Below are 18,056 nucleotides of genomic sequence, written 5' to 3' on the forward strand. Positions count from 1 at the left end.
GGATGCTTGGCTCATTCGCTGCGATCCGCCATGGCATTGAGGGCGGCCACCGTCACCGCGCTGCCGCCGAGGCGCCCCTCGACGATCACGCAAGGGGCCACGGCGCTTTCCCAAAGAGCCTGCTTGGATTCGGCGGCCCCCACGAAGCCCACCGGGCAGCCGATGATCGCTGCCGGACGCGGGCACGCTGGATCTTCCAGCATGTTGAGCAGGTGGAACAGCGCGGTGGGCGCGTTGCCAATCGCCACCACCGCCCCGTCGAGATGGGGCCGCCACAGCTCCAGCGCCGCCGCCGAGCGGGTGGTGGCCAGCTCCCGGGCCAGTTCGGGCACGCACTCGTCGTGCAGGGTGCAGATGACGGTGTTGTCCGCCGGCAGGCGCTTGCGGGTGATGCCCTCGGAGACCATGCGCGCATCGCACAGGATGGGAGCGCCCTGCTCCAACGCCGTGCGGGCCCGGTTCACCGCATCGCCGCGGAAATGGATATGCGCGGCGAGCTCCACCAGCCCGGCGGCATGGATCATGCGCACCGCCACCGGCTCCTCCTCCGGCGCGAAGCGCGCCAACTCGGCCTCGCGCCGGATGATGGAAAAGGACTCCCGGTAGATGGCCGGGCCGTCCGTTTCATAGACGTAAGGCATCGCGATTCTTCTCTAGGTGTTCGATAACATCGGATTCATCCAGGCCGGTGGCCACCGGCGTCCCATCGGCGCGACCGCCGACGATCAGGTCGAAGCGCCCCTCCCGGCCGGTCAGGCAGAGGTCCGTCGGCGCCTGGCAGGCGCAGCCCTTGACGCAGCCGGACAGGTGCATGCTCCCCGCTACCTGTCCGTTCAGCCGTTCGGCCAACTCCTGGGCCAGCCCCAGGGTCGCCACGCTGGCCTGCTCGCAGTAGGGCGCGCCCGGGCAGGCCTGCATGGCCAGGCGCGGATCGCTCTCGCTCTCCAGCAGCCCCGGCGGCGAAGGCGCCCCGACGGGAAAGCCCTCGATCAGCAGCCGCCGCCAAGGGGTGACCCGCACACCGCTGATCGAATCCGCGGCGACCGCGGCCCGCAGCATCGCCGCCGGTGCCCGGCCGAACGGCAGGCCCAGCGCGCGGCCCCAGGCGTGCTGGCCCAGGGCCGGCCCGGGGCCGGCGGCAGCGGGCCGCTGCGTGGCAGGCGCCCAAGGCGGCAGCGGCGCCAGGTGCCGACGCATGCGTCCGGCATCGAACCCACCGCTGTCGACGAACCAGTGCAGCAGCCTTATCAGCAGCTCGACGGCGGCCGCGGGCGAGTCCACCGGGGTGCCCTTTTCCCGCCCGTCGGCACGGACTAATAAGGCGCCCGAAGACTGCGCCGACAAGGCGCCCGAAGCCCGCGCCGGCAAGCCCCCTTCCACCGAGCGCTCAATACGGAAATCCGCCGAGACTTCGCCCAGCAGCGGCGCGGCGCCGGCATCGATGGCCACGCCCATCTTGGCCGGCAGTGCCGGCAGCGCATCGAGCCGGGCTTCCAAGCGTTGCGCCACCTCATGGGTGACGTCGCCCGGCTGCCAGTCGGGCGCCAGCAGCAGCGGCAGCCGACGCTCGTCCTGCGGGTCCGCCGCCACCAGGCCGTGCTCGACCAGAAAGGCCATCAGCCCGGGCCAGTTGGCGTCGGACACGCCACGCAGCTGCAGGTTGGCCCGATTGGTGAGTTCGATCAGGCCACTGCCGAAGGTCTCGGCCGCCTCGCACAGGGCCAGTATCTGCTGCCGGCTGAGCCGCCCCAGTGGGGGGCGCACGCGCACCAGCAACCCATCGCCGGAGGCCATGGGGCGCCAGGCGCCGGGACACCAGCCCTTGATGCGCGGCGCGCTCGCCGGCTCATTCGCCCGATTCGTCATGGCGCCGCCACCTCCCGGGTTTCGTCGATCTCCAGCAGCAGGTCCTGCAGGGCCGGGCCCTGTTCGCCGGGCTCCCGCCACAGGCCGCGCTGGATGGCTTCGAGCAGGCGTTCGGCCATCTCCTCCATGGCCGCCGGATTGTGCTCGCACAGGAATGCCTGGTTCTCGCCATCCAGCACCAGCGCCTGGCTGACCTGGGCATACTGGTAGTCGGCCACCAGATCGGTAGTGGCATCGTAGGCGAACAGGTAGTCCACCGTCGCCGCCATCTCCGCGGCGCCCTTGTAGCCGTGTTCGCGCATGGCCTCGATCCACTTGGGGTTGAGCACCCGGGAGCGGATCACTCGGGCCAGCTCCTGCTCGAGGCTACGCATGCGCGGCCGAGCCGGATTTGCGTGGTCGGCGTGATAGATACTCGGCGCCTGGCCGCTGAGCGTGCGGCTGGCGTTGGCCATGCCGCCCTGGAAGGCGTAGTAACCGTTGGAGTCGAGGATGTCGTGCTCGCGGTTGTCCTGGTTGTGCATCACCACCTCCAGTCCTTCGAGCTGGTGCTCGAAGGCCGCCCGGGCCGCCACCCCCGAGTCGGGGAACTGGCCGTAGGCGTAGGCCCCGCTCGCCAGGTAGGCCTCGGCCAGATCATCGGCGTGCCGCCAGGCGCGCTCGTCGAGCAGCCGGTTGAGGCCGGTGCCGTACTCGCCGGGCCGGCTGCCGAAGACCCGGTAGCCGGCCTCCCGCTCCGCCTGCACCGGGGATCGGCCCAGCGCTTCGAGCTCCTGCCGGCGCGCCACGACCGCCGCACGGATGGTGTTGGCCTCCCCCGGCTCCTGGTATTCGGCCACCGCCCGTACCGCCCGGTCGAACAGGCGAATGACGTTGGCGAAGGCATCACGGAAGAAGCCGGAGACCCGCAGAGTGACGTCCACCCGCGGCCGCCCCAACAGCATGGCGGGAATCACCTCGATGTCGATCACCCGCCGCGAGCCCAGCGACCACACCGGCCGCACGCCCATCAGGGCGAAGGCCTGGGCGATGTCGTCGCCGCCGGTGCGCATGGTGGCGGTACCCCAGATCGATAGGCCCAGCCGCCGCGGATAGTCGCCGTGATCCTGCAAATAGCGCTCGACGAAGGCCTGGGCAGATTTTTCGCCCAGCGACCAGGCAGCCGGCGACGGAATCGAGCGGTTGTCGACGCTGAAGAAGTTGCGCCCGGTGGGCAGCACGTCCAGGCGCCCGCGACTGGGCGCGCCGCTCGGCCCGGGCGGGACGAAACGCCCTTCGAGGCCGGCCAGCAGCGACTGGATCTCCATCTCGACGCCGCGCTGCATGGCCGCCCAGAGCCCGCCGCGCACATGGCGCAGCTGCTCGGCGGTGACCGGATAGTCATGGGCCAGGCTGACCAGACAGCCCTCCTCCACGACGTGCGTCTCCACCAGGCGGTGGGCGAGCCGCTCCAGGCGCTCGCGGGTATCGGCGGCACTGCGCCAGGGGGCATCGTCCAGCGCGGCCAGCGCGGGAGGCCGCGGTCCGTGCCAGGGCTCGGCCCCGGCCACCAGGGGGTCGAACGCCGGCGGCAGCCCAAGGTCGGCGGCCAGGTTGTGCAGCAGGCCGCGCTGGGTCGACGTATCGCCCCGTGGCAGCCGCAGGATGGCGACCAAGGTCCCGGCCAGCTTGTCCCGCGGCGGCAGGCTGCCCAGCACGTGCAGGCCGTGGCGGATCTGCGACTCCTTGATGTCGCACAGGTAGGTGTCCAGCTCGTTGAGCAGGCGCTCGTCATCCGTCTCCCCGGCCGCTTCCCCGCCTGTTCTGCCCTGCGCCAGCTCGCAGTCGATGCCGGTGTCGCGCAGGTGGGCGAGGATGCGCTCGCGCAGCAGGGTCTCGCGTCGCGGGTCCATGCCCAGGGCCTGGTAGTACTCGTCGGCGAGCGCTTCGAGTTCGGCCATGGCGCCGTAGAGTTCGGCACGGGCCAGCGGCGGCATCAGGTGGTCGACGATCACCGCCTGGCTGCGACGCTTGGCCTGGGCGCCCTCGCCCGGGTCGTTGACGATGAAGGGATAGAAGTGCGGCAGCGGCCCCAGGGCGACATCCGGCCAGCACTCGGCACAGAGTGCCGCGCTCTTGCCCGGCAGCCACTCCAGGTTGCCGTGCTTGCCGACGTGGATCAGCGCATCCACCCGGTAGTGCTCGCGCAGCCAGAGATAGAAGGCCAGGTAGCTGTGGGGCGGCACCAGCTCGCTGTCGTGGTAGCTCTGGAGCGGATCGTCACCCAGGTCGCGTAGCGGCTGGATGCCGACGAAGGTTTCGCCCAGGCGAATGCCGGCGATCATCAGCCGGCCCTGGCGATGCTTGGGGTCCTCGCTGGGCGCTCCCCAGCGCTGCCACACCGCCTCTTGAAGGGCTTGCGGCAGGGTCCGGAACCAGGCCAGGTAGTCGTCGAGGGCGATGCTCTGCCAGCAGCCGCGCTGCTCCAGCCCGCGAGGGTCGTTGGTCACCCCCGCCTGCAGCTGCCGTACCAGGGCATCGCCATCCGCCGGCAGGTCGTCGACCGGATAGCCCGCCGCCGCCAGGGCGCGCAGGATCGCCAGGGTCGAGGCCGGCGTATCGAGGCCGACGCCGTTGCCGATGCGTCCGTCGCGGTTGGGGTAGTTGGCCAGCACCAGCGCCAGGCGCTTGTGCCGGTTCGACGTGCGCTGCAGGTCGCTGAAGCGTCGCGCCAGCCGGGCGACAAAGGCGGCGCGCTCTGGGTGCAGGGTGTGGCGGATCACCGGCAGCTGGCAGAGCTCGCTGTAGTGGGCCTCGCTCTTGAAGCCCACCGCCCGGGTCAGGATGCGGCCGTCCATCTCAGGCAGCACCACTTGCATGGCCATGTCGCGGCTGCGCAGGCCGCCGGCCTCGGCCTGCCAGTCCTCTTCGGTGCTGCTGGAGAGGATCGCCTGCAATACCACCGGCCGGCCGACGAAGAGCCCCGCGAGGTCCTGCTCGAGATCCGCTTCATCCGGCGCCTCGCTCTCGTCTACATGACGATTGACCGAGAAACCGGTGGTGTTGATCACGATGCCGGCCCCGGTCTGCTCGATCAGGTGGTTGACGAAGGCCAGGCAGGCGGGCTCCTTGAGCGAGGCCACCGCCACCGCCAGGGGCGCGAACCCCTGGGCCTCGAGCACCTCGAGCAGGCCATCCAGCACCGCCGTGTTGGCGCCCTGTAGATGGCTGCGATAGAACAGCAGCAGGCAGACCGGACGCGTCGCGTCCTGCTGCTTTCGCCACTCGTTGAGCGTCACCGCCGGCTGGCCGTGCGGTGATTTTCGATCAAATATTGCGGGAAAATAGAGCAGCGCCGCGGGAAGCCCCTGAGGCTCGCGCCAGGTCAGCGGCAGCCCAAGGCACTCGCTGCCGATACAGCGCAGCAGCTGCTCGGCGTTGTCGACCCCGCCCTCGCGCAGGTAGCGCCATACCCGGTGGGCCAGCGCAAAGGGCACGCTGGAGTCCGCCAGCAGAGCGTCGTCCGGGGCATCACAGCCCGGCACCAAGATCAACTGGCGGCGCCGGTCGCCGGCGGCCCAGGCCAGCAGGCGCTCGTGGCCGTAGCGCCAGTAGCCGCTGCCGCCCAGCAGCGAGACGATCACCAGTCGCGCCTGCTCCAGTAACCGATCCTCGTAGAGATCAAAGGCGGCCGGCTTGATCAGGTTCATCCAGTTGGCCAGGCGCAGCGAGGGAAACCCCTCGCCGCTCGCCTCGGCCAAGCGCTCCGCCGCCTGGGCCAGGGCCGACAGGCTGCTGTCGGCGGCCGACAGGAAGACGATCTCGGCGGGGCTCTGCTGCAGATCGACGATACCCTCGTCGTCGACGAAGCCCCCCGGCTTGGCGGCGAAGAGATGCATCAGGCGCTCGTCGCGATCTCGGTATCCGACAGGGCGGCGTGCAGGGCCGCGGTATCCAGCCCCTTGCCGATGAAGACAAGCTGGGTGGCGCGCGGCTCGTCCTGCCCCCACAGCCGGTCGAAGTAGCCGTCCTGACGTTCGCCCACGGCCTGGATCACCCGCCGCATGGGCTTGCCGGGAATCGCCGCGAAGCCCTTGACGCGATAGATCTCGTGGTGCTTCAGCAGCTGCTGCAGGCGCGCTGCCAGGGCCTCGCCGTCGACCTCGCCCAGGCGGATCACGCAGGAGTCGAAGTGATCGTGGGCGTGATCGTGGTGGGCGCCCTCGGCGTGGTGGCGATCGTGGTGGTTGTCGATAAGGTCGATGCCCTCCTCACTGGCCGCGCCAATGCCCATCAACGCCTCCAGTTGGGTGCGGTCCTCGGCCAGCCCCTGGTCGATTAACAGGGTCTTCACCGAGGCCGGTACCCGCTGGGCGACCAGCGCTTCCACCCGGGCCCGTTCGGCTGGTTCGAGCAGGTCGGTCTTGCTGACCAGTACCAGATCCGCCGCGCTGAGCTGGTCGTCGAGCAGCTCGCGCAGGCTGGGGTCGTGATCGAGGGACTGGTCGGCGCGGCGCTGGGCCTCCACCCTCTCCACGTCGTGGGCGTAGCGACCGGCGGCCACCGCAGGGCCATCGACCACGGTGATGATCGCATCCACCGTGCAGTGCCGGCGCACCTCCGGCCAGTTGAACGCCTGCACCAGCGGCTTGGGCAAGGCCAGGCCGCTGGTCTCGATCAGGATATGGTCGATCGTGTCGCGGCGGGCCATCAGCTGTTTCATCACCGGCAGAAACTCCTCCTCCACGGTGCAGCAGATACAGCCGTTGGCCAGCTCATAGATGCCGTTTTCGACTTCCACCGGGGCGCCCGCCTCGTCACGGCCTTCTTCATTGCCCTCGTCACAGCGCAAGGCACAGCCGCGCAGCAGGCTGGAATCGATGTCCTGCTCGCCGAACTCGTTGACGATGACGGCGATGCGCTTGCCGGTGACCTGGCGCAGCATGGCGGCCAGCAGAGTGGTCTTGCCGCTACCCAGGAAGCCGGTCACCACCGTGGCGGGGATCTTGGTCAGGTTCATCCTTGGGACTCCAGTGAAGTTTTGGAAAGCGTCTCTATAGCGCCCGCCGACTGCCCGCTCGCCGTGAACAGCCGGGCCAGGGCGTCGGGATTGTCGGGAAAGAACAGATGCAGGTAGCTGGCCGTGAGGCCGCGCTGACGGTAGATCGCCTCGCCCGGCGCGGGGTGGCGCTGACGCCTGCAGAAGGCGATGGGCGCAGGCGTGCCCTCCGCCATCGAGCGGTGATGCGCGTGGCCACGCACCGACCCCTCCGGCAGCTCGGCGGTCTGCATGCCCTGGCAGCCGCGGCGCCCGCGCATGGCGCCGTGGCCCGGCAGCAGTCCCAGCATGGTGTGGGTCTCGCCATCGATATCGGTCAGACTCTCCAGGCAGTAGAGCAGTCCACCGCACTCGGCGAGGATCGGCTTGTCCGCAGCAAAGAAGCGGCGCAGCTCGTCGCGCAGCGACACGTTCGCCGCCAGCTGGGCGGCGTGCAGCTCGGGGTAACCGCCGGGCAGCCACAGCGCATCGCAGGGGGGCAATTGGCGGTCGGCCAGGGGCGAGAAGAAGCGCAGGGTCGCCCCCATGCACTCCAGCAGATCCAGGTTGGCCTGGTAGATGAAACTGAAGGCCGCGTCCCGGGCCACGCCGATGACCCGCCCCCGCAGCGACGGCATGGGCGGCTCGGCGGCCTGGCACGGCGCCTCGAAGGTGACCGGCGGCAGCTGCAGCAGCGCCTCCGTCAGCCCCCCGGAGTCCAGCGCCCTGGCGCCGGCCTCGAAGCGCTGCTCCAGCTCGGTGCGAATTTCGTCGGCCTGCACCAGTCCCAGGTGGCGCTCGGGCAGGGTCAGCGCACCATCCCTCGCCACCGCGGCCAGCAGCGGAATCTCGGCAGGCAGCGCGGACTCGATCAGCTCACGGTGGCGCTGCGAGGCGCAGGCGTTGGCGATCAGCCCGGCGATGCGGATGTCGTCGCGAAAGCCCGCCAGGCCGGCCACCAGCGCCGCGGCGGTCTGAGCCATGCCCTTGACGTCCATGACGATGACCAGCGGCAGGCCGAACAGGGCGGCCAGGTCGGCGCTGGAGGGCTCGCCGTCGAACAGCCCCATGGCGCCCTCCACCAGGATCAGATCCGCCTCGCAGGCCGCCTCGAAGAAGCGCTGGCGGCAGTAGCTCTCCCCCGCCATCCACAGGTCGAGCTGATCCACCGGCCGGCCCGAAGCCTGGGCCAGGATCTGGGGGTCGAGATAGTCCGGCCCCGTCTTGAACACCCTCACCACCTTGCCGCGGTTGCGCAGCAGCCGGGCCAGCGCCGCGGTCAGCGTGGTTTTGCCCTGGCCGGAGGCCGGTGCGGCAATGAACAGTGCTGGACAGGCGGCGCTGGTCCGCTCGACGGGTTCCTTCATCACGCCTGGCCTCCTGCCCATGAACGGCCCACCGACAGCGGCAGGCGACAATAGCGGGCACCGAGCTGCTCGGCGATGATCTCGCTCCGCCCCCGCCTGACGGCGGCCTGCTCGGTATCGACCACCAGGCAATCGCCCAGCGCCGGCAGGCCGGCCAGGGATTGCCGGGTGCGGCCGTCGGTAATCAGGTAGGTGCGTATTTGCAGGTCGGCCTCCTGCCGCCGCCACTGGCGAATCAACCGCGCCGCCTGCAGGATGGCCTGGCGCAGCGGCGTGCCGCCACCCCCGTCGGCGCTGTCGAGCCGCTCACGCAACGCCTTGGGCGCACGGCGGCGCAGCAGGACCGGCGTAACACCGTCATTGCCGAAGCCGAGCACGGCCATTTGCTCGCGGGCGGCATAGGCCTGCCGGGCCAGCTGCTCGACCAGCCCCTTGGCCCGTCCCAGCAGCTGCCGCCCCAGGGTCGAGGCGGAAGTATCCAACAGCACCAGATGAACCGTCGGCGGAGCGGCTTGCGTCTTGCGATACTGCAGCCGGCGCCAGGGCCAGCGGCCATGATTGGCGGCCACAGTGGCGAACCAGTCCGGCCGGGGCGATACCCGATAGGAGCGACGCTGATGGCCCCGACGCCTGACCACAGCAGGCGCCTGGGAAGCCCTGGCGCAACCGGATCCACGCTCATGCGCGACCATGTCCGACAGGCTCGGGGCCGGCACACTGACGCTTTTCTGCGCTACCGGCGGCATGGCACCCCACTGCCCCTGGCCGCCTGAGCCAGCCGTGTCGCTACCGGAGCCTGCCGGCCCGCTCGACGCAGGTGGCGTACCGGAGCCTGGCGGCGGCGGGGGCGGATTATGGCCCGAGTGCCTGCCGGGCGCCTGGTCAGACGGCGAGGTCCTCCGATGCGCCAGCACCCAAGGCTCGACGATATCCAGATCCTCCCTGGCCACGGCAGCGACGCCGCGCCAGGCGGCGTGGGCCTGGGCCGCACGATGCCAGGTCACGTCCGCCCGCAGCCCTTCGACGCCGGCCTCCTGACAACCCAGCGCGATGTGCTCGTAAACCCACGCCTCGCTGACGATCTCCGGCAGCGCCGACTGGGCACGCCGGATGCGCTGGGTCAGCGCTGCCTGGGCCTCGGCGTGGCGTGCCACGTAGCCCTGGGGGTCGCGGTCGAAGGCTTCGCGCTGCTGCACGATGGCGATGCGCTCTTCCACGCTGACCGAAGTGTGCTGTTCGAGGCAGAGGCCAAAGCGATCGAGTAGCTGCGGGCGCAGTTCGCCCTCGTCCGGGTTCATGGTGCCGATCAGGCGGAAACGCGCGGGATGGGAGTGGCTGACACCGTCGCGTTCGACGACGTTGGTACCGCTGGCGGCCACATCGAGCAGCAGGTCCACCAGGGAGTCCGGCAGCAGGTTGACTTCGTCGACGTAGAGCACGCCGCCGTGCGCCTTGGCCAGCAGCCCCGGCTGGAAGGCCGCCTCACGTTCTGCGAGTACCCGCTGCAGGTCCAGGCTGCCGGTCAGGCGCTCCTCGCTGGCCCCCAGGGGCAGGGTGACGAAGGGCGGCCAGCGCTCTTCGCCGTCGTCAGGCAGGATCGCCGCCAGAGCCCGCGCCAGGGTGGATTTCGCACTGCCACGCGGCCCGCTGATCAACACCCCGCCGATGCGGGGATGGATGGCGTTGAGCAGCAGCGCGGTCTTGAGTTCTGCCAGGCCGACCACGGCGGCGAAGGGAAACTCGCTCACGGCAGCCTCGCCATGCACCGGCCGGACTCGCAGCGGCACACGGCCGACGAGGCATCGGTCGTAATCGGCGACACCCCCGCGGAAGGGGTAAATGGAACGAACGCAGACACGGCATCTCCTCGGTGCCCACCGCACCGTTACGGGATGATGATGGATTGATGGGCCGGTCTCCGGGCTCGAGGAGGACGTCAGAACGACGTCGAAGCCTGCACCTTCCCAGCACAATGCCAGTGGTTCCTGCAGGCGACTCTCTCATTACCGTTGCGGGGGCAGCGATGGAATTGGCCTAGGCCTCACCATACTTCCCGATTATCCCCTAGGCACAGGGGCACCCATGTCGATCGGCCCATCGTAAAGGAACTGACGCGACCGGCGCAACGCAGAAAAATAAAAGTTATAATATAACAATTGCTTTTCATCCCCAGGTCCTGGCAATCTTCGCCGCAACGGCCAAAGAGCTGTGCTGAGCCCCGCCAACTTCAAGACAAACCGACCATTAACCAACGATAATCTGGACAGATTCCATGATAAACGCACAACGCTTGTTGGCCATTCTTGCCTTTTTTCCTTCTTCATTTCTCATGGCAGACACTACCGATTATCCATTGTCACTGAACAATTGCGGCACGGAAATTCGCTTCTCTTCCGCACCTGAAAGCGCCGTTACCGTTGGGCAATCCGCTACCGAGATTCTCTATTCCCTGGGCCTTTCCGACCGGGTAGTCGGCACCTCGGTCTGGTTCAATCCCGTGCTGCCTGAGTTCAACGAGGTCAACGCCGGCATTGAACGGCTGGCCGACAACGACCCTAGCTTCGAATCCGTGGTGAATCGTCGACCGGGACTCGTCGCGGCCCAGTACGAGTGGCATGTGGGACCCACCGGCAGCGTGGCGAGCCGTGAGCAGTTTCACGAGCTGGGCATTACCACCTACATCATGCCGGCCGACTGCGACACCAAGGACAACAGCACCGGAGGCGACGGCACCCGAACCGCCGCCTTCTCCCCCGCGCACGTCTACAAGGGCATCACCGAACTCGCTGCCATTTTCGACGTGCAGGAGGCCGGCGAGGCGCTGGTGGCCGACCTCGAGGCTCGCCAGGCCGACGCCATTGCCAAGGCCGAAAGCCTGGAGCTTCCGCAGGATCTGTCGGCAGTATTCTGGTTCTCTTCACCCGACAGCTCGGTGGACCCTTACGTTGCCGGTCGGCTTGGCGCACCCGGCTACATGATGGAGAAACTCGGCATTCGCAACGTCATTCAATCCGATGAGGAGTGGCCTATCGTCGGCTGGGAATCCATCGCCCGTTCCGACCCCGACCTGATCGTGATAGCGCGCATGGACCGTCGGCGCTTTCCCGCCGACGACATCGAAGAAAAGCTGAACTTTCTGCACAGCGACCCGGTGACTCGGGAGATGACGGCGGTCCAGAATGGCAACATCGTAGAGATGGACGCCCACGCAATGAGTGCCACCATGCGCACGATAATCGGCTTGGAATCGCTGGCCGATGCCTTGACGACGCTCTCCTTCTGACGATGAACCTGGCCGCGACATTGCACTTACCCGTGGTTCTCCGATGGCGCTGGGTCTGGCTCGCGCCATCGACGCTGTTCGTGGCCGTGATAGCCGGCACAGCGATCGGCGAAACGGCGATTCCGCTGGAGACCATTCTCAAGGTATTGGCGAACCGGCTGTGGGGGGCGGAGCATGTCGTCGACCGAATCGACGCCGGCATCATCTGGAACTACCGGCTCAGCCGAGCCATCCTCGCCGCCTGCTGCGGTGCCGGGCTGGCCTTGTCCGGCGTCGTCCTGCAAGCCTTGCTGCGCAACCCGCTGGCCGACCCCTTCCTGATGGGGATTTCCGCCGGCGCCTCGACCGGCGCCGTGGCGGTCACCATCGCCGGGCTCGGTGCCGGCGCCGTGACACTCTCGCTCGGTGCCTTTGCCGGCGCGGGGCTGGCCTTCTCCCTGGTGGTACTGCTCGCCCGTGCCGCCGGCAGCGGTACCGGGGGTGGCCGCAGCGCCCAGGCCGCAGGCGCCATCATTCTGGCCGGTATCGCCGGATCGCAGCTGTTCAATGCGCTCACCGCCTTCATCATTGCCAAGTCGGCGAACGCCGAACAGGCCCGGGGCATCATGTTCTGGCTGATGGGCAATCTTTCCGGAGTGCGCTGGGACGACGTCACCCTGGGCCTGCCCGCCGCCTTGGGCGGCCTGTTGGTGTGCCTGTGGCATCGACGCGCCCTGGACGCCTTCACCTTCGGTGCCGACAGTGCCGCCTCGATGGGCATCGCCGTGCGCCGCGTGCGGGCGATCCTGATCGCCGTCATGGCCCTGGTGACGGCAACGATGGTGTCGATGGTCGGCGCCATCGGCTTCGTGGGGCTGGTGATTCCTCATGCCATGCGCTTTCTGGTGGGCAACCGCCACACCCGGCTGATACCGGCATCGGCGTTGGCCGGCGCCGTGTTCCTGATCGGCGCCGACATTGTCTCGCGCGTCATAGTGCCGGGGCAGGTGCTGCCGATCGGCGTGGTCACGGCCCTGGTCGGGGCACCGGCCTTCGCCGTCATTCTGATTCGCGGGACGAGAACACGATGAGACTGACAGCGGAAGGCGTCGGCTGGACGATCCACGGGCACAAGCTGCTGGATGACGTCAGCCTCGGCATTGCGCCCGGCGAGACCTTCGGCCTGATCGGCCCGAACGGCTCGGGCAAGACCACGCTGCTGCGCGTCCTGGCCGGGCTGCAACGCCCGAAGCGTGGGCGCGTGTTGCTGGACGACCGGCCGATGCAGGCAATGCCCCAGCGCGACATCGCCCGCAGCATCGCCTTCGTCGAACAGCAGGCGGACACGCACGAGCGCATCGGCGCCAGGGAGGTGGTGGAGCTGGGCCGCACCCCCTTCCTCTCGCCGCTACGCCCCTGGACCGAGCAGGATGACAAAATCGTTCACCGCGCCCTCGAAGACGTCGGCATGCTGCCCCTGGCGGAGCGCCTCTGGCATACCCTCTCCGGCGGCGAACGCCAGCGTGTGCAGATTGCCCGTGCCCTGGCTCAGCAGCCACGCATTCTGCTGCTCGACGAGCCCACCAACCACCTCGACATCCGCCACCAGCTCTCGATCCTGCGGCTGGTCAAGCAGCTGCCGGTCACGGTGGTCATCGCCCTGCACGACCTCAACCAGGCCATGGACTGCGAGCGTATCGGCGTGATGGAAGCCGGCCGGCTGGTCGACCTCGGCACGCCCGAACAGGTCCTCACCGCCGCCAGGCTGCGCCGTACCTTCGGCGTGCAGGCCGACATCCTCGAAGATCCCGTCGATAGAAGCCGGATCATGCGCTTTCGCTGCGCACTGTGAGCCCCACCGAGGAGCCCGATTCAGGTTCCGTCAGCGCTTCTCATCTAACGGGCACGAACACCGGGGCGCCGTCGATCTCGGCGGTGGCCAGACGCTGGCTGTAGAGCCGCTCCAGGGCGGCGGGCACCAGCATGTTTCTGACCGGCCCCCAGCAGGCATCGCCGTCGGGATAGAGCAGCAGCAGGTGATCGCACCAGCGCGCCGCCAGGTTGAGATCATGCAGGCACATCATCACCGCACGGCCCTCGGCGGCCTGCTCGGCGAGCAGCGCCATCACCGCGCTCTGGTGATGCAGGTCGAGATGGTTGGTGGGTTCGTCGGCGAGCCATATATGCGGCGCCTGGGTCAGCACCGTGGCAAGCGCCAGGCGCTGGCGTTCGCCTCCCGAGAGCGTGCTGACCAGGCGCTCGGCCAGATGCGCGACGTCGAGCCGCTCGAGCGCCGCATCGGCCAGGCGCAGGTCCTCGCCGCCCTCCATCTGCCATGCCGAGAGCCACGGATGGCGACCGATCAGCGCCGTCTCGCGCACCGTGGCGGGAAAGCCGTCGTGACGCTCCTGAAACACCAGCCCCAGGCTGCGCGCCACCTGGCGCCGCCCCAGCGCCGCCAGCGGGCGGCCGTCGATCAGCACCTGCCCTGCCCGTGGCCCGCGCAGCCCGGCCAGGGTGTGCAGCAGGGTGGTCTTGCCGGCGCCGTTGGGACCGAGCACGCCCCACACCTGCCCCGGCTCGACGTTGAGCGTGAGCGCTTGGCCGTCGCGCCGCCCCGGCACGTCGACCACCAGCTCGCGAATCTCGAGGCGGTTCATCAGCGACTCCGGTAAAGCAGGTAGAGGAAGGTGGGTACGCCGAGCAGCGCGGTGATCACCCCCACCGGTAACTGCTCCGGGGCGATCAGGGTACGCGCCAGGGTATCGGCCAGCACCAGCAGGGTGCCGCCGGCCAGGGCGCAGGCCGGCAGGATCAGGCGCTGATCGTTACCCAGCACCATACGCAGCATGTGCGGCACCACCAGACCGACGAAGCCGATGCTGCCGGCGGTTGTCACCGCAGTGGCGGTGAGCACGCTGGCGGCAAGATAGATCGACCACTCCAGCGGGCGCACGTTGACCCCAAGGGCCGCCGCCTGCAGCGGGCCGCGCGCCATGACGTTGAGGCTGCGCCCCAGCGGCATCAGCAGCAGGCAGATGAGCAACAGCAGCGCCAGCGGCGGCCAAGGAGAGTGCGAGTAGGAGAGATCACCCATCAGCCAGTAGAGCATGCCGGGCAGCCGCTCGGCGGGGCTGATCGCCAGCATCAGGGTGATCACGGCGCCCCAGCCGGCGGCCACCACCACGCCGGTGAGCAGCAGCCGCGACGGTGTCCAGCTACCGGTACCGTGGGCCAGGCCGAACACCAGCAGCGTCGAGAGAAAGGCCCCGGCGAAGGCGGAGCCGGTGATCATCGCCCCACCCAGCCCCGCCAGCATCGCCGCCAGCGCCCCCACCGAGGCCCCGCCGGAGAGGCCCAGCACGTAGGGATCGGCCAGGGGATTGCGCAGCAGTACCTGCATCAATGCCCCCGCCACGGCGAGCAGGCCGCCCACGGCGAAGGCCGAGAGGGAACGCGGAATGCGCAGCTCGAAGATCAGCGTGCGCGCCAGGGGGCTACCCTCTCCACGAGCCAACGCCCATACGTCGGCGAGCGACAGCGCGGCGCTGCCCAGGGTGACCGACAGAAGTAGCGCCGCCAGCCCCAGCAGCGTGAGCACGGCCAGCGGCGGCCACAGTGAGCGCCGAGGCATAGTCATGCCGGCCTCAGCGCTTGGCACGGGCACGGTCGAGCTGCTCGCAGAACAGGCGGCTGCCCTCGAGCAGCCGCGGCGTGGGGCGCTGAATCAGCGACGGCGGCACGAAGTAGAGATTGTCGCGCTCGACGGCGGTCAGGCTCGGGTACTGCTGCCAATGGGTCAGCCAGCCGCGGTTCTCCTCGCCCATGCCGCCGGCGAGTATTGCCTCGGGGTCGGCGGCCAGCACCGACTCGTCATCGATGCGCGGCACCAGCCGCGACAGCTCGCCGTAGACGTTGACCCCACCGCACAGGGTCAGCACCTTGCCGATCAGATGCTCGTCGTTGATGGTCATCAGCGGCTCGTCCCACACCTGATAGAACACCGACACCGGCTCGGCATCGACGTAGCGCTCGGCCAGTGCCGCCATGCCATGGCGGAACTCGGCGGCGACCCGCTCGCCCTCCTCGCGAGTATCGGCCAGCAGCGCCAGGCGCTCGATGGCGCTGGAAACGTCCTCGAAGTCCCGCGGCTCGATGTAGAACACCGGCACGCCCAGCGCCTCGATGGTCTCGAGCTGCTCGGGCGGGTTGCCGGTCATCCAGCCGATCACCAGGTCGGGATTCAACGTCACCAGGGTTTCCATATCCATGCGGGTGTGGCTGCCCACCGACGGCACATCCCTGGCTTCGGGCGGATAGTCGCTGAAGGCCACTACCGCCACTACCTTCTCTCCCGCCCCGGCGGCGTAGACCAGCTCGGTGGCGCCGGGCGAGAGCGCGGCGATGCGCTCGGCAGGCTGGTCGAGACACACCTCACGCTCGCGGTCGTCGATGGCGCACAGCGAACCGGCATGCGCCTCGCCGGCCGCCGGCCCCGCCAGGGCCAGCGCCAGCAAGGCGCCGAAAAACGCAGCGGGGCCAAGGGCCCCGCCGAACTGGCCGTTACTGGCCGAAGTGCACACTGACGAAGGCCGCACGACCGGCGTTGAGGTAGTCATCGCCATCAAAGAAGCGCGTAGTGACATACTCCTTGTCCAGAGCATTCTCGATGTTCAAGCGGACCGACCATAGCGGGGCAAACTGCCACCCGGCACGCAAGTTGAGCAGGCCGAAGCCACCGATGCGATCTTCGTTGGCCGCATCATTGTAGCGATGGCCCTGAACGACCCAGGAGCCGCCCAACGACCACTCGCCCAGCTCGCGATCCACGTCGAAGCGCGCACTCTGGCTGGCACGGCGCTGAATGCGATTACCCGTTTGACGGTTTTCAGGGTCGGTGTAGGTCGCGGCGGCAGCCAGCGTCCATGCACCTACCTCAGCGCCTAGGGAGAGTTCGACGCCACGGATACGCGTGGTGGGCACGTTCATCGTCGGTCGCCCCATTTGTTGCCAGACAATCAAGTTATCAACATCGGTTTGGTAGAGTGCAGCATCCCAAAACCAGCGCGTAAATTGACCACGTACACCAAGCTCCACTGTTTCGGAAGTTTCCGCTTCCAGATCGGGATTGCCAAATCCCGGCCAATAGAGGTCGTTGAAGGAGGGTGCCTTGAAAGCCGTGCCATAGCTGGCCCGCAGCGTATGCTGAGAATTGATGTCATACCCGAGTGCCAAGCTACCCGTCACTTCCTCGCCATAAGCTTCGTTGTCGTCGAAGCGCAGACTGGCTTGCACTGCCAAGGGGGAAAAATCAAGCAACGCCTGGGTAAAGACAGCCTTGTTATCGCGATCTTCTACATCATAAGGGCCATCCCAGGGCGAGTCCCCTGTGATACTACCAGCCACGCTGTCATTCATATATTCCATGCCAATGACAACTTCATGTGCCTCGGCGCGAAGCGTGTTCTCCCAGCGGGCCGTACGCGTCTGCGTATCGAGAATGGACCCCCAAAAGTGGTTGGCGCTTTCATCACGTGCCTCGCTGAGCGTCAAACGACTGCGCCAGTTGGCAGCTACCGGCAGTTCTCCATAAATCCCCGCTACCTGCTGCACATAATCAGTTGTTGCCGGCGAGCCGCTCTCGTCATATTCGGTAGCTCCACGTGCACGCAGCGCCAAAAATCCGACTTCCGCGCCACTCTCAAAGGTATGTGACATGCGCGTCAGCGCCGTGGTGTTGTCGTAGCCCATGTCTTCGCCATCACGGCGCACAGGTACACCATCGGTATTCAAGTGGCTGCCGGCAAAGCTGTAGCGGGTGCCGCCGCTCTCGCCGGAGAGGCCGGCGCTATAGCGCTGGGTATCGAAGGAGCCGCCGCCCACGGAAACACGAGGATGCGGGCCGCCCTCTTCGGCCTCGTGAGTGAAGAGCTGTACCACGCCGCCTACCGCATCGGCCCCGTACAGGCTGCCACGAGGGCCGCGCACGATCTCGGCGCGCTGGAACATGCGCGGGTCGAGGAACTGCCAGGCCGCGCCACCCGCCGTCGCCGAGCGCAGGCGGATGCCGTCGATCATCAGCAGCGCCGATTCGTTGCCGGTACCCCGCAGGTAAACGCTGCTGTTCTTGCCGAAACTGCCGTTGGTGGTGACATCCACCCCCGGCTGGCCGCGCAGCATATCGGTAACGCTGGTGGGGTCCTGCCGACGCAGGGTGGCCTCGTCGAGCACGGTTACCGAGGAGAGCGTCTCGTCGGCGGTGCGCGGCGCCAGGGTGGCGGTGATCACCAGCGGGTTGAGGGCGACAGCGTCGTCTTCTTCGGCGGGGGTGGTGACCTGGGCCTGAACGGCCAGCGGAAGCACAGCCAGGCCGAAGGCAGCCAGGCTCTGCGCAGCCATAGGGAGCGCGGCCAGATGATGCTTGGTTTTCATTTTGATTCCCTTGCTCGCCGTGCCTACCCGCACGGTCTTCTAGGCGAAGCCGGGGCGGCGTGAAGGGGATCGAGAAAGGGAGAGGCGCGGCCCTGCCTCGAAGTTGCCCGCC

General features: G+C 68.2%; 13 protein-coding genes and 1 riboswitch. Of the genes, 3 read left to right on the forward strand and 10 right to left on the reverse strand.

Going from position 1 to position 18,056, the window contains the following annotated elements; all coding sequences use genetic code 11:
- Window positions 1-11: 11 nt before the first annotated feature.
- From KPL81_RS11000 to KPL81_RS11025, 6 genes are read right to left on the reverse strand one after another with little or no spacing between them, the layout of a single operon-like run.
- Window positions 12-641 (reverse strand): precorrin-8X methylmutase, encoded by a 630-nt coding sequence (locus KPL81_RS11000; protein WP_219792046.1) that lies wholly within the window; start codon window positions 639-641, stop codon window positions 12-14.
- The gene (locus KPL81_RS11005; protein ID WP_219792048.1) at window positions 625-1,866 is read right to left on the reverse strand and encodes a cobalamin biosynthesis protein CobG; all 1,242 of its coding nucleotides are present in this window, start codon (window positions 1,864-1,866) and stop codon (window positions 625-627) included. The genes KPL81_RS11000 and KPL81_RS11005 overlap by 17 nt, the downstream gene beginning before the upstream one ends.
- A complete protein-coding gene (cobN, locus tag KPL81_RS11010; protein WP_219792051.1) occupies window positions 1,863-5,744 on the reverse strand; it encodes a cobaltochelatase subunit CobN in 3,882 nt (1,293 codons plus the stop codon). The genes KPL81_RS11005 and cobN overlap by 4 nt, the downstream gene beginning before the upstream one ends.
- A complete protein-coding gene (gene cobW / locus KPL81_RS11015) occupies window positions 5,744-6,865 on the reverse strand; it encodes a cobalamin biosynthesis protein CobW (protein ID WP_219792053.1) in 1,122 nt (373 codons plus the stop codon). Before cobW ends, cobN begins: the two co-directional genes overlap by 1 nt.
- On the reverse strand, window positions 6,862-8,250 hold the full coding sequence (locus tag KPL81_RS11020; protein ID WP_219792218.1) for a cobyrinic acid a,c-diamide synthase CobB: 1,389 nt from the start codon (window positions 8,248-8,250) through the stop codon (window positions 6,862-6,864). The genes cobW and KPL81_RS11020 overlap by 4 nt, the downstream gene beginning before the upstream one ends.
- Entirely contained in the window at window positions 8,250-9,998 is a 1,749-nt protein-coding gene (locus tag KPL81_RS11025) for an AAA family ATPase (RefSeq protein WP_219792055.1), read from the reverse strand. The genes KPL81_RS11020 and KPL81_RS11025 overlap by 1 nt, the downstream gene beginning before the upstream one ends.
- 144 nt (window positions 9,999-10,142) lie before the next feature.
- Window positions 10,143-10,347: riboswitch (cobalamin riboswitch) on the reverse strand.
- Between the two features lie 256 nt (window positions 10,348-10,603).
- Between KPL81_RS11025 and KPL81_RS11030 the strand changes: the two genes are divergently transcribed.
- The 3 genes from KPL81_RS11030 to KPL81_RS11040 are packed head-to-tail and all read left to right on the forward strand — an operon-like array spanning window position 10,604 to window position 13,364.
- A complete protein-coding gene (locus KPL81_RS11030; protein WP_240549172.1) occupies window positions 10,604-11,533 on the forward strand; it encodes an ABC transporter substrate-binding protein in 930 nt (309 codons plus the stop codon).
- A gap of 2 nt (window positions 11,534-11,535) precedes the next feature.
- The gene (locus KPL81_RS11035) at window positions 11,536-12,603 is read left to right on the forward strand and encodes a FecCD family ABC transporter permease (RefSeq protein WP_219792059.1); all 1,068 of its coding nucleotides are present in this window, start codon (window positions 11,536-11,538) and stop codon (window positions 12,601-12,603) included.
- Window positions 12,600-13,364, forward strand: coding sequence for an ABC transporter ATP-binding protein (locus KPL81_RS11040; RefSeq protein ID WP_219792061.1), 765 nt, complete (start codon window positions 12,600-12,602; stop codon window positions 13,362-13,364). Before KPL81_RS11035 ends, KPL81_RS11040 begins: the two co-directional genes overlap by 4 nt.
- 40 nt (window positions 13,365-13,404) lie before the next feature.
- Here KPL81_RS11040 and KPL81_RS11045 read toward each other — a convergent pair whose 3' ends face one another.
- From KPL81_RS11045 to KPL81_RS11060, 4 genes are read right to left on the reverse strand one after another with little or no spacing between them, the layout of a single operon-like run.
- Complete coding sequence (locus KPL81_RS11045; protein WP_219792063.1) at window positions 13,405-14,172, reverse strand: ABC transporter ATP-binding protein; 768 nt, start codon at window positions 14,170-14,172, stop codon at window positions 13,405-13,407.
- Complete coding sequence (locus KPL81_RS11050) at window positions 14,172-15,152, reverse strand: FecCD family ABC transporter permease (protein ID WP_240549173.1); 981 nt, start codon at window positions 15,150-15,152, stop codon at window positions 14,172-14,174. Before KPL81_RS11050 ends, KPL81_RS11045 begins: the two co-directional genes overlap by 1 nt.
- A gap of 7 nt (window positions 15,153-15,159) precedes the next feature.
- Window positions 15,160-16,095: a cobalamin-binding protein gene (locus KPL81_RS11055; RefSeq protein WP_479688649.1), complete on the reverse strand. Its 936-nt coding sequence runs from the start codon at window positions 16,093-16,095 to the stop codon at window positions 15,160-15,162.
- A complete protein-coding gene (locus KPL81_RS11060) occupies window positions 16,076-17,944 on the reverse strand; it encodes a TonB-dependent receptor domain-containing protein (RefSeq protein ID WP_219792066.1) in 1,869 nt (622 codons plus the stop codon). The genes KPL81_RS11055 and KPL81_RS11060 overlap by 20 nt, the downstream gene beginning before the upstream one ends.
- Window positions 17,945-18,056 lie beyond the last annotated feature (112 nt).

Origin of the sequence: Billgrantia antri, from assembly GCF_019430905.1 — a bacterium.
Taxonomy (GTDB): domain Bacteria; phylum Pseudomonadota; class Gammaproteobacteria; order Pseudomonadales; family Halomonadaceae; genus Halomonas; species Halomonas antri.

Bases quoted from the DNA above. Each gene is read 5' to 3' on its own strand.
- KPL81_RS11000 (WP_219792046.1), bottom strand. From the start codon at position 641: ATGCCTTACGTCTATGAAACGGACGGCCCGGCCATCTACCGGGAGTCC.
- KPL81_RS11005 (WP_219792048.1), bottom strand. From the start codon at position 1,866: ATGACGAATCGGGCGAATGAGCCGGCGAGCGCGCCGCGCATCAAGGGC.
- cobN (WP_219792051.1), bottom strand. From the start codon at position 5,744: ATGCATCTCTTCGCCGCCAAGCCGGGGGGCTTCGTCGACGACGAGGGT.
- cobW (WP_219792053.1), bottom strand. From the start codon at position 6,865: ATGAACCTGACCAAGATCCCCGCCACGGTGGTGACCGGCTTCCTGGGT.
- KPL81_RS11020 (WP_219792218.1), bottom strand. From the start codon at position 8,250: ATGAAGGAACCCGTCGAGCGGACCAGCGCCGCCTGTCCAGCACTGTTC.
- KPL81_RS11035 (WP_219792059.1), top strand. From the start codon at position 11,536: ATGAACCTGGCCGCGACATTGCACTTACCCGTGGTTCTCCGATGGCGC.
- KPL81_RS11040 (WP_219792061.1), top strand. From the start codon at position 12,600: ATGAGACTGACAGCGGAAGGCGTCGGCTGGACGATCCACGGGCACAAG.
- KPL81_RS11045 (WP_219792063.1), bottom strand. From the start codon at position 14,172: ATGAACCGCCTCGAGATTCGCGAGCTGGTGGTCGACGTGCCGGGGCGG.
- KPL81_RS11050 (WP_240549173.1), bottom strand. From the start codon at position 15,152: ATGACTATGCCTCGGCGCTCACTGTGGCCGCCGCTGGCCGTGCTCACG.
- KPL81_RS11060 (WP_219792066.1), bottom strand. From the start codon at position 17,944: ATGAAAACCAAGCATCATCTGGCCGCGCTCCCTATGGCTGCGCAGAGC.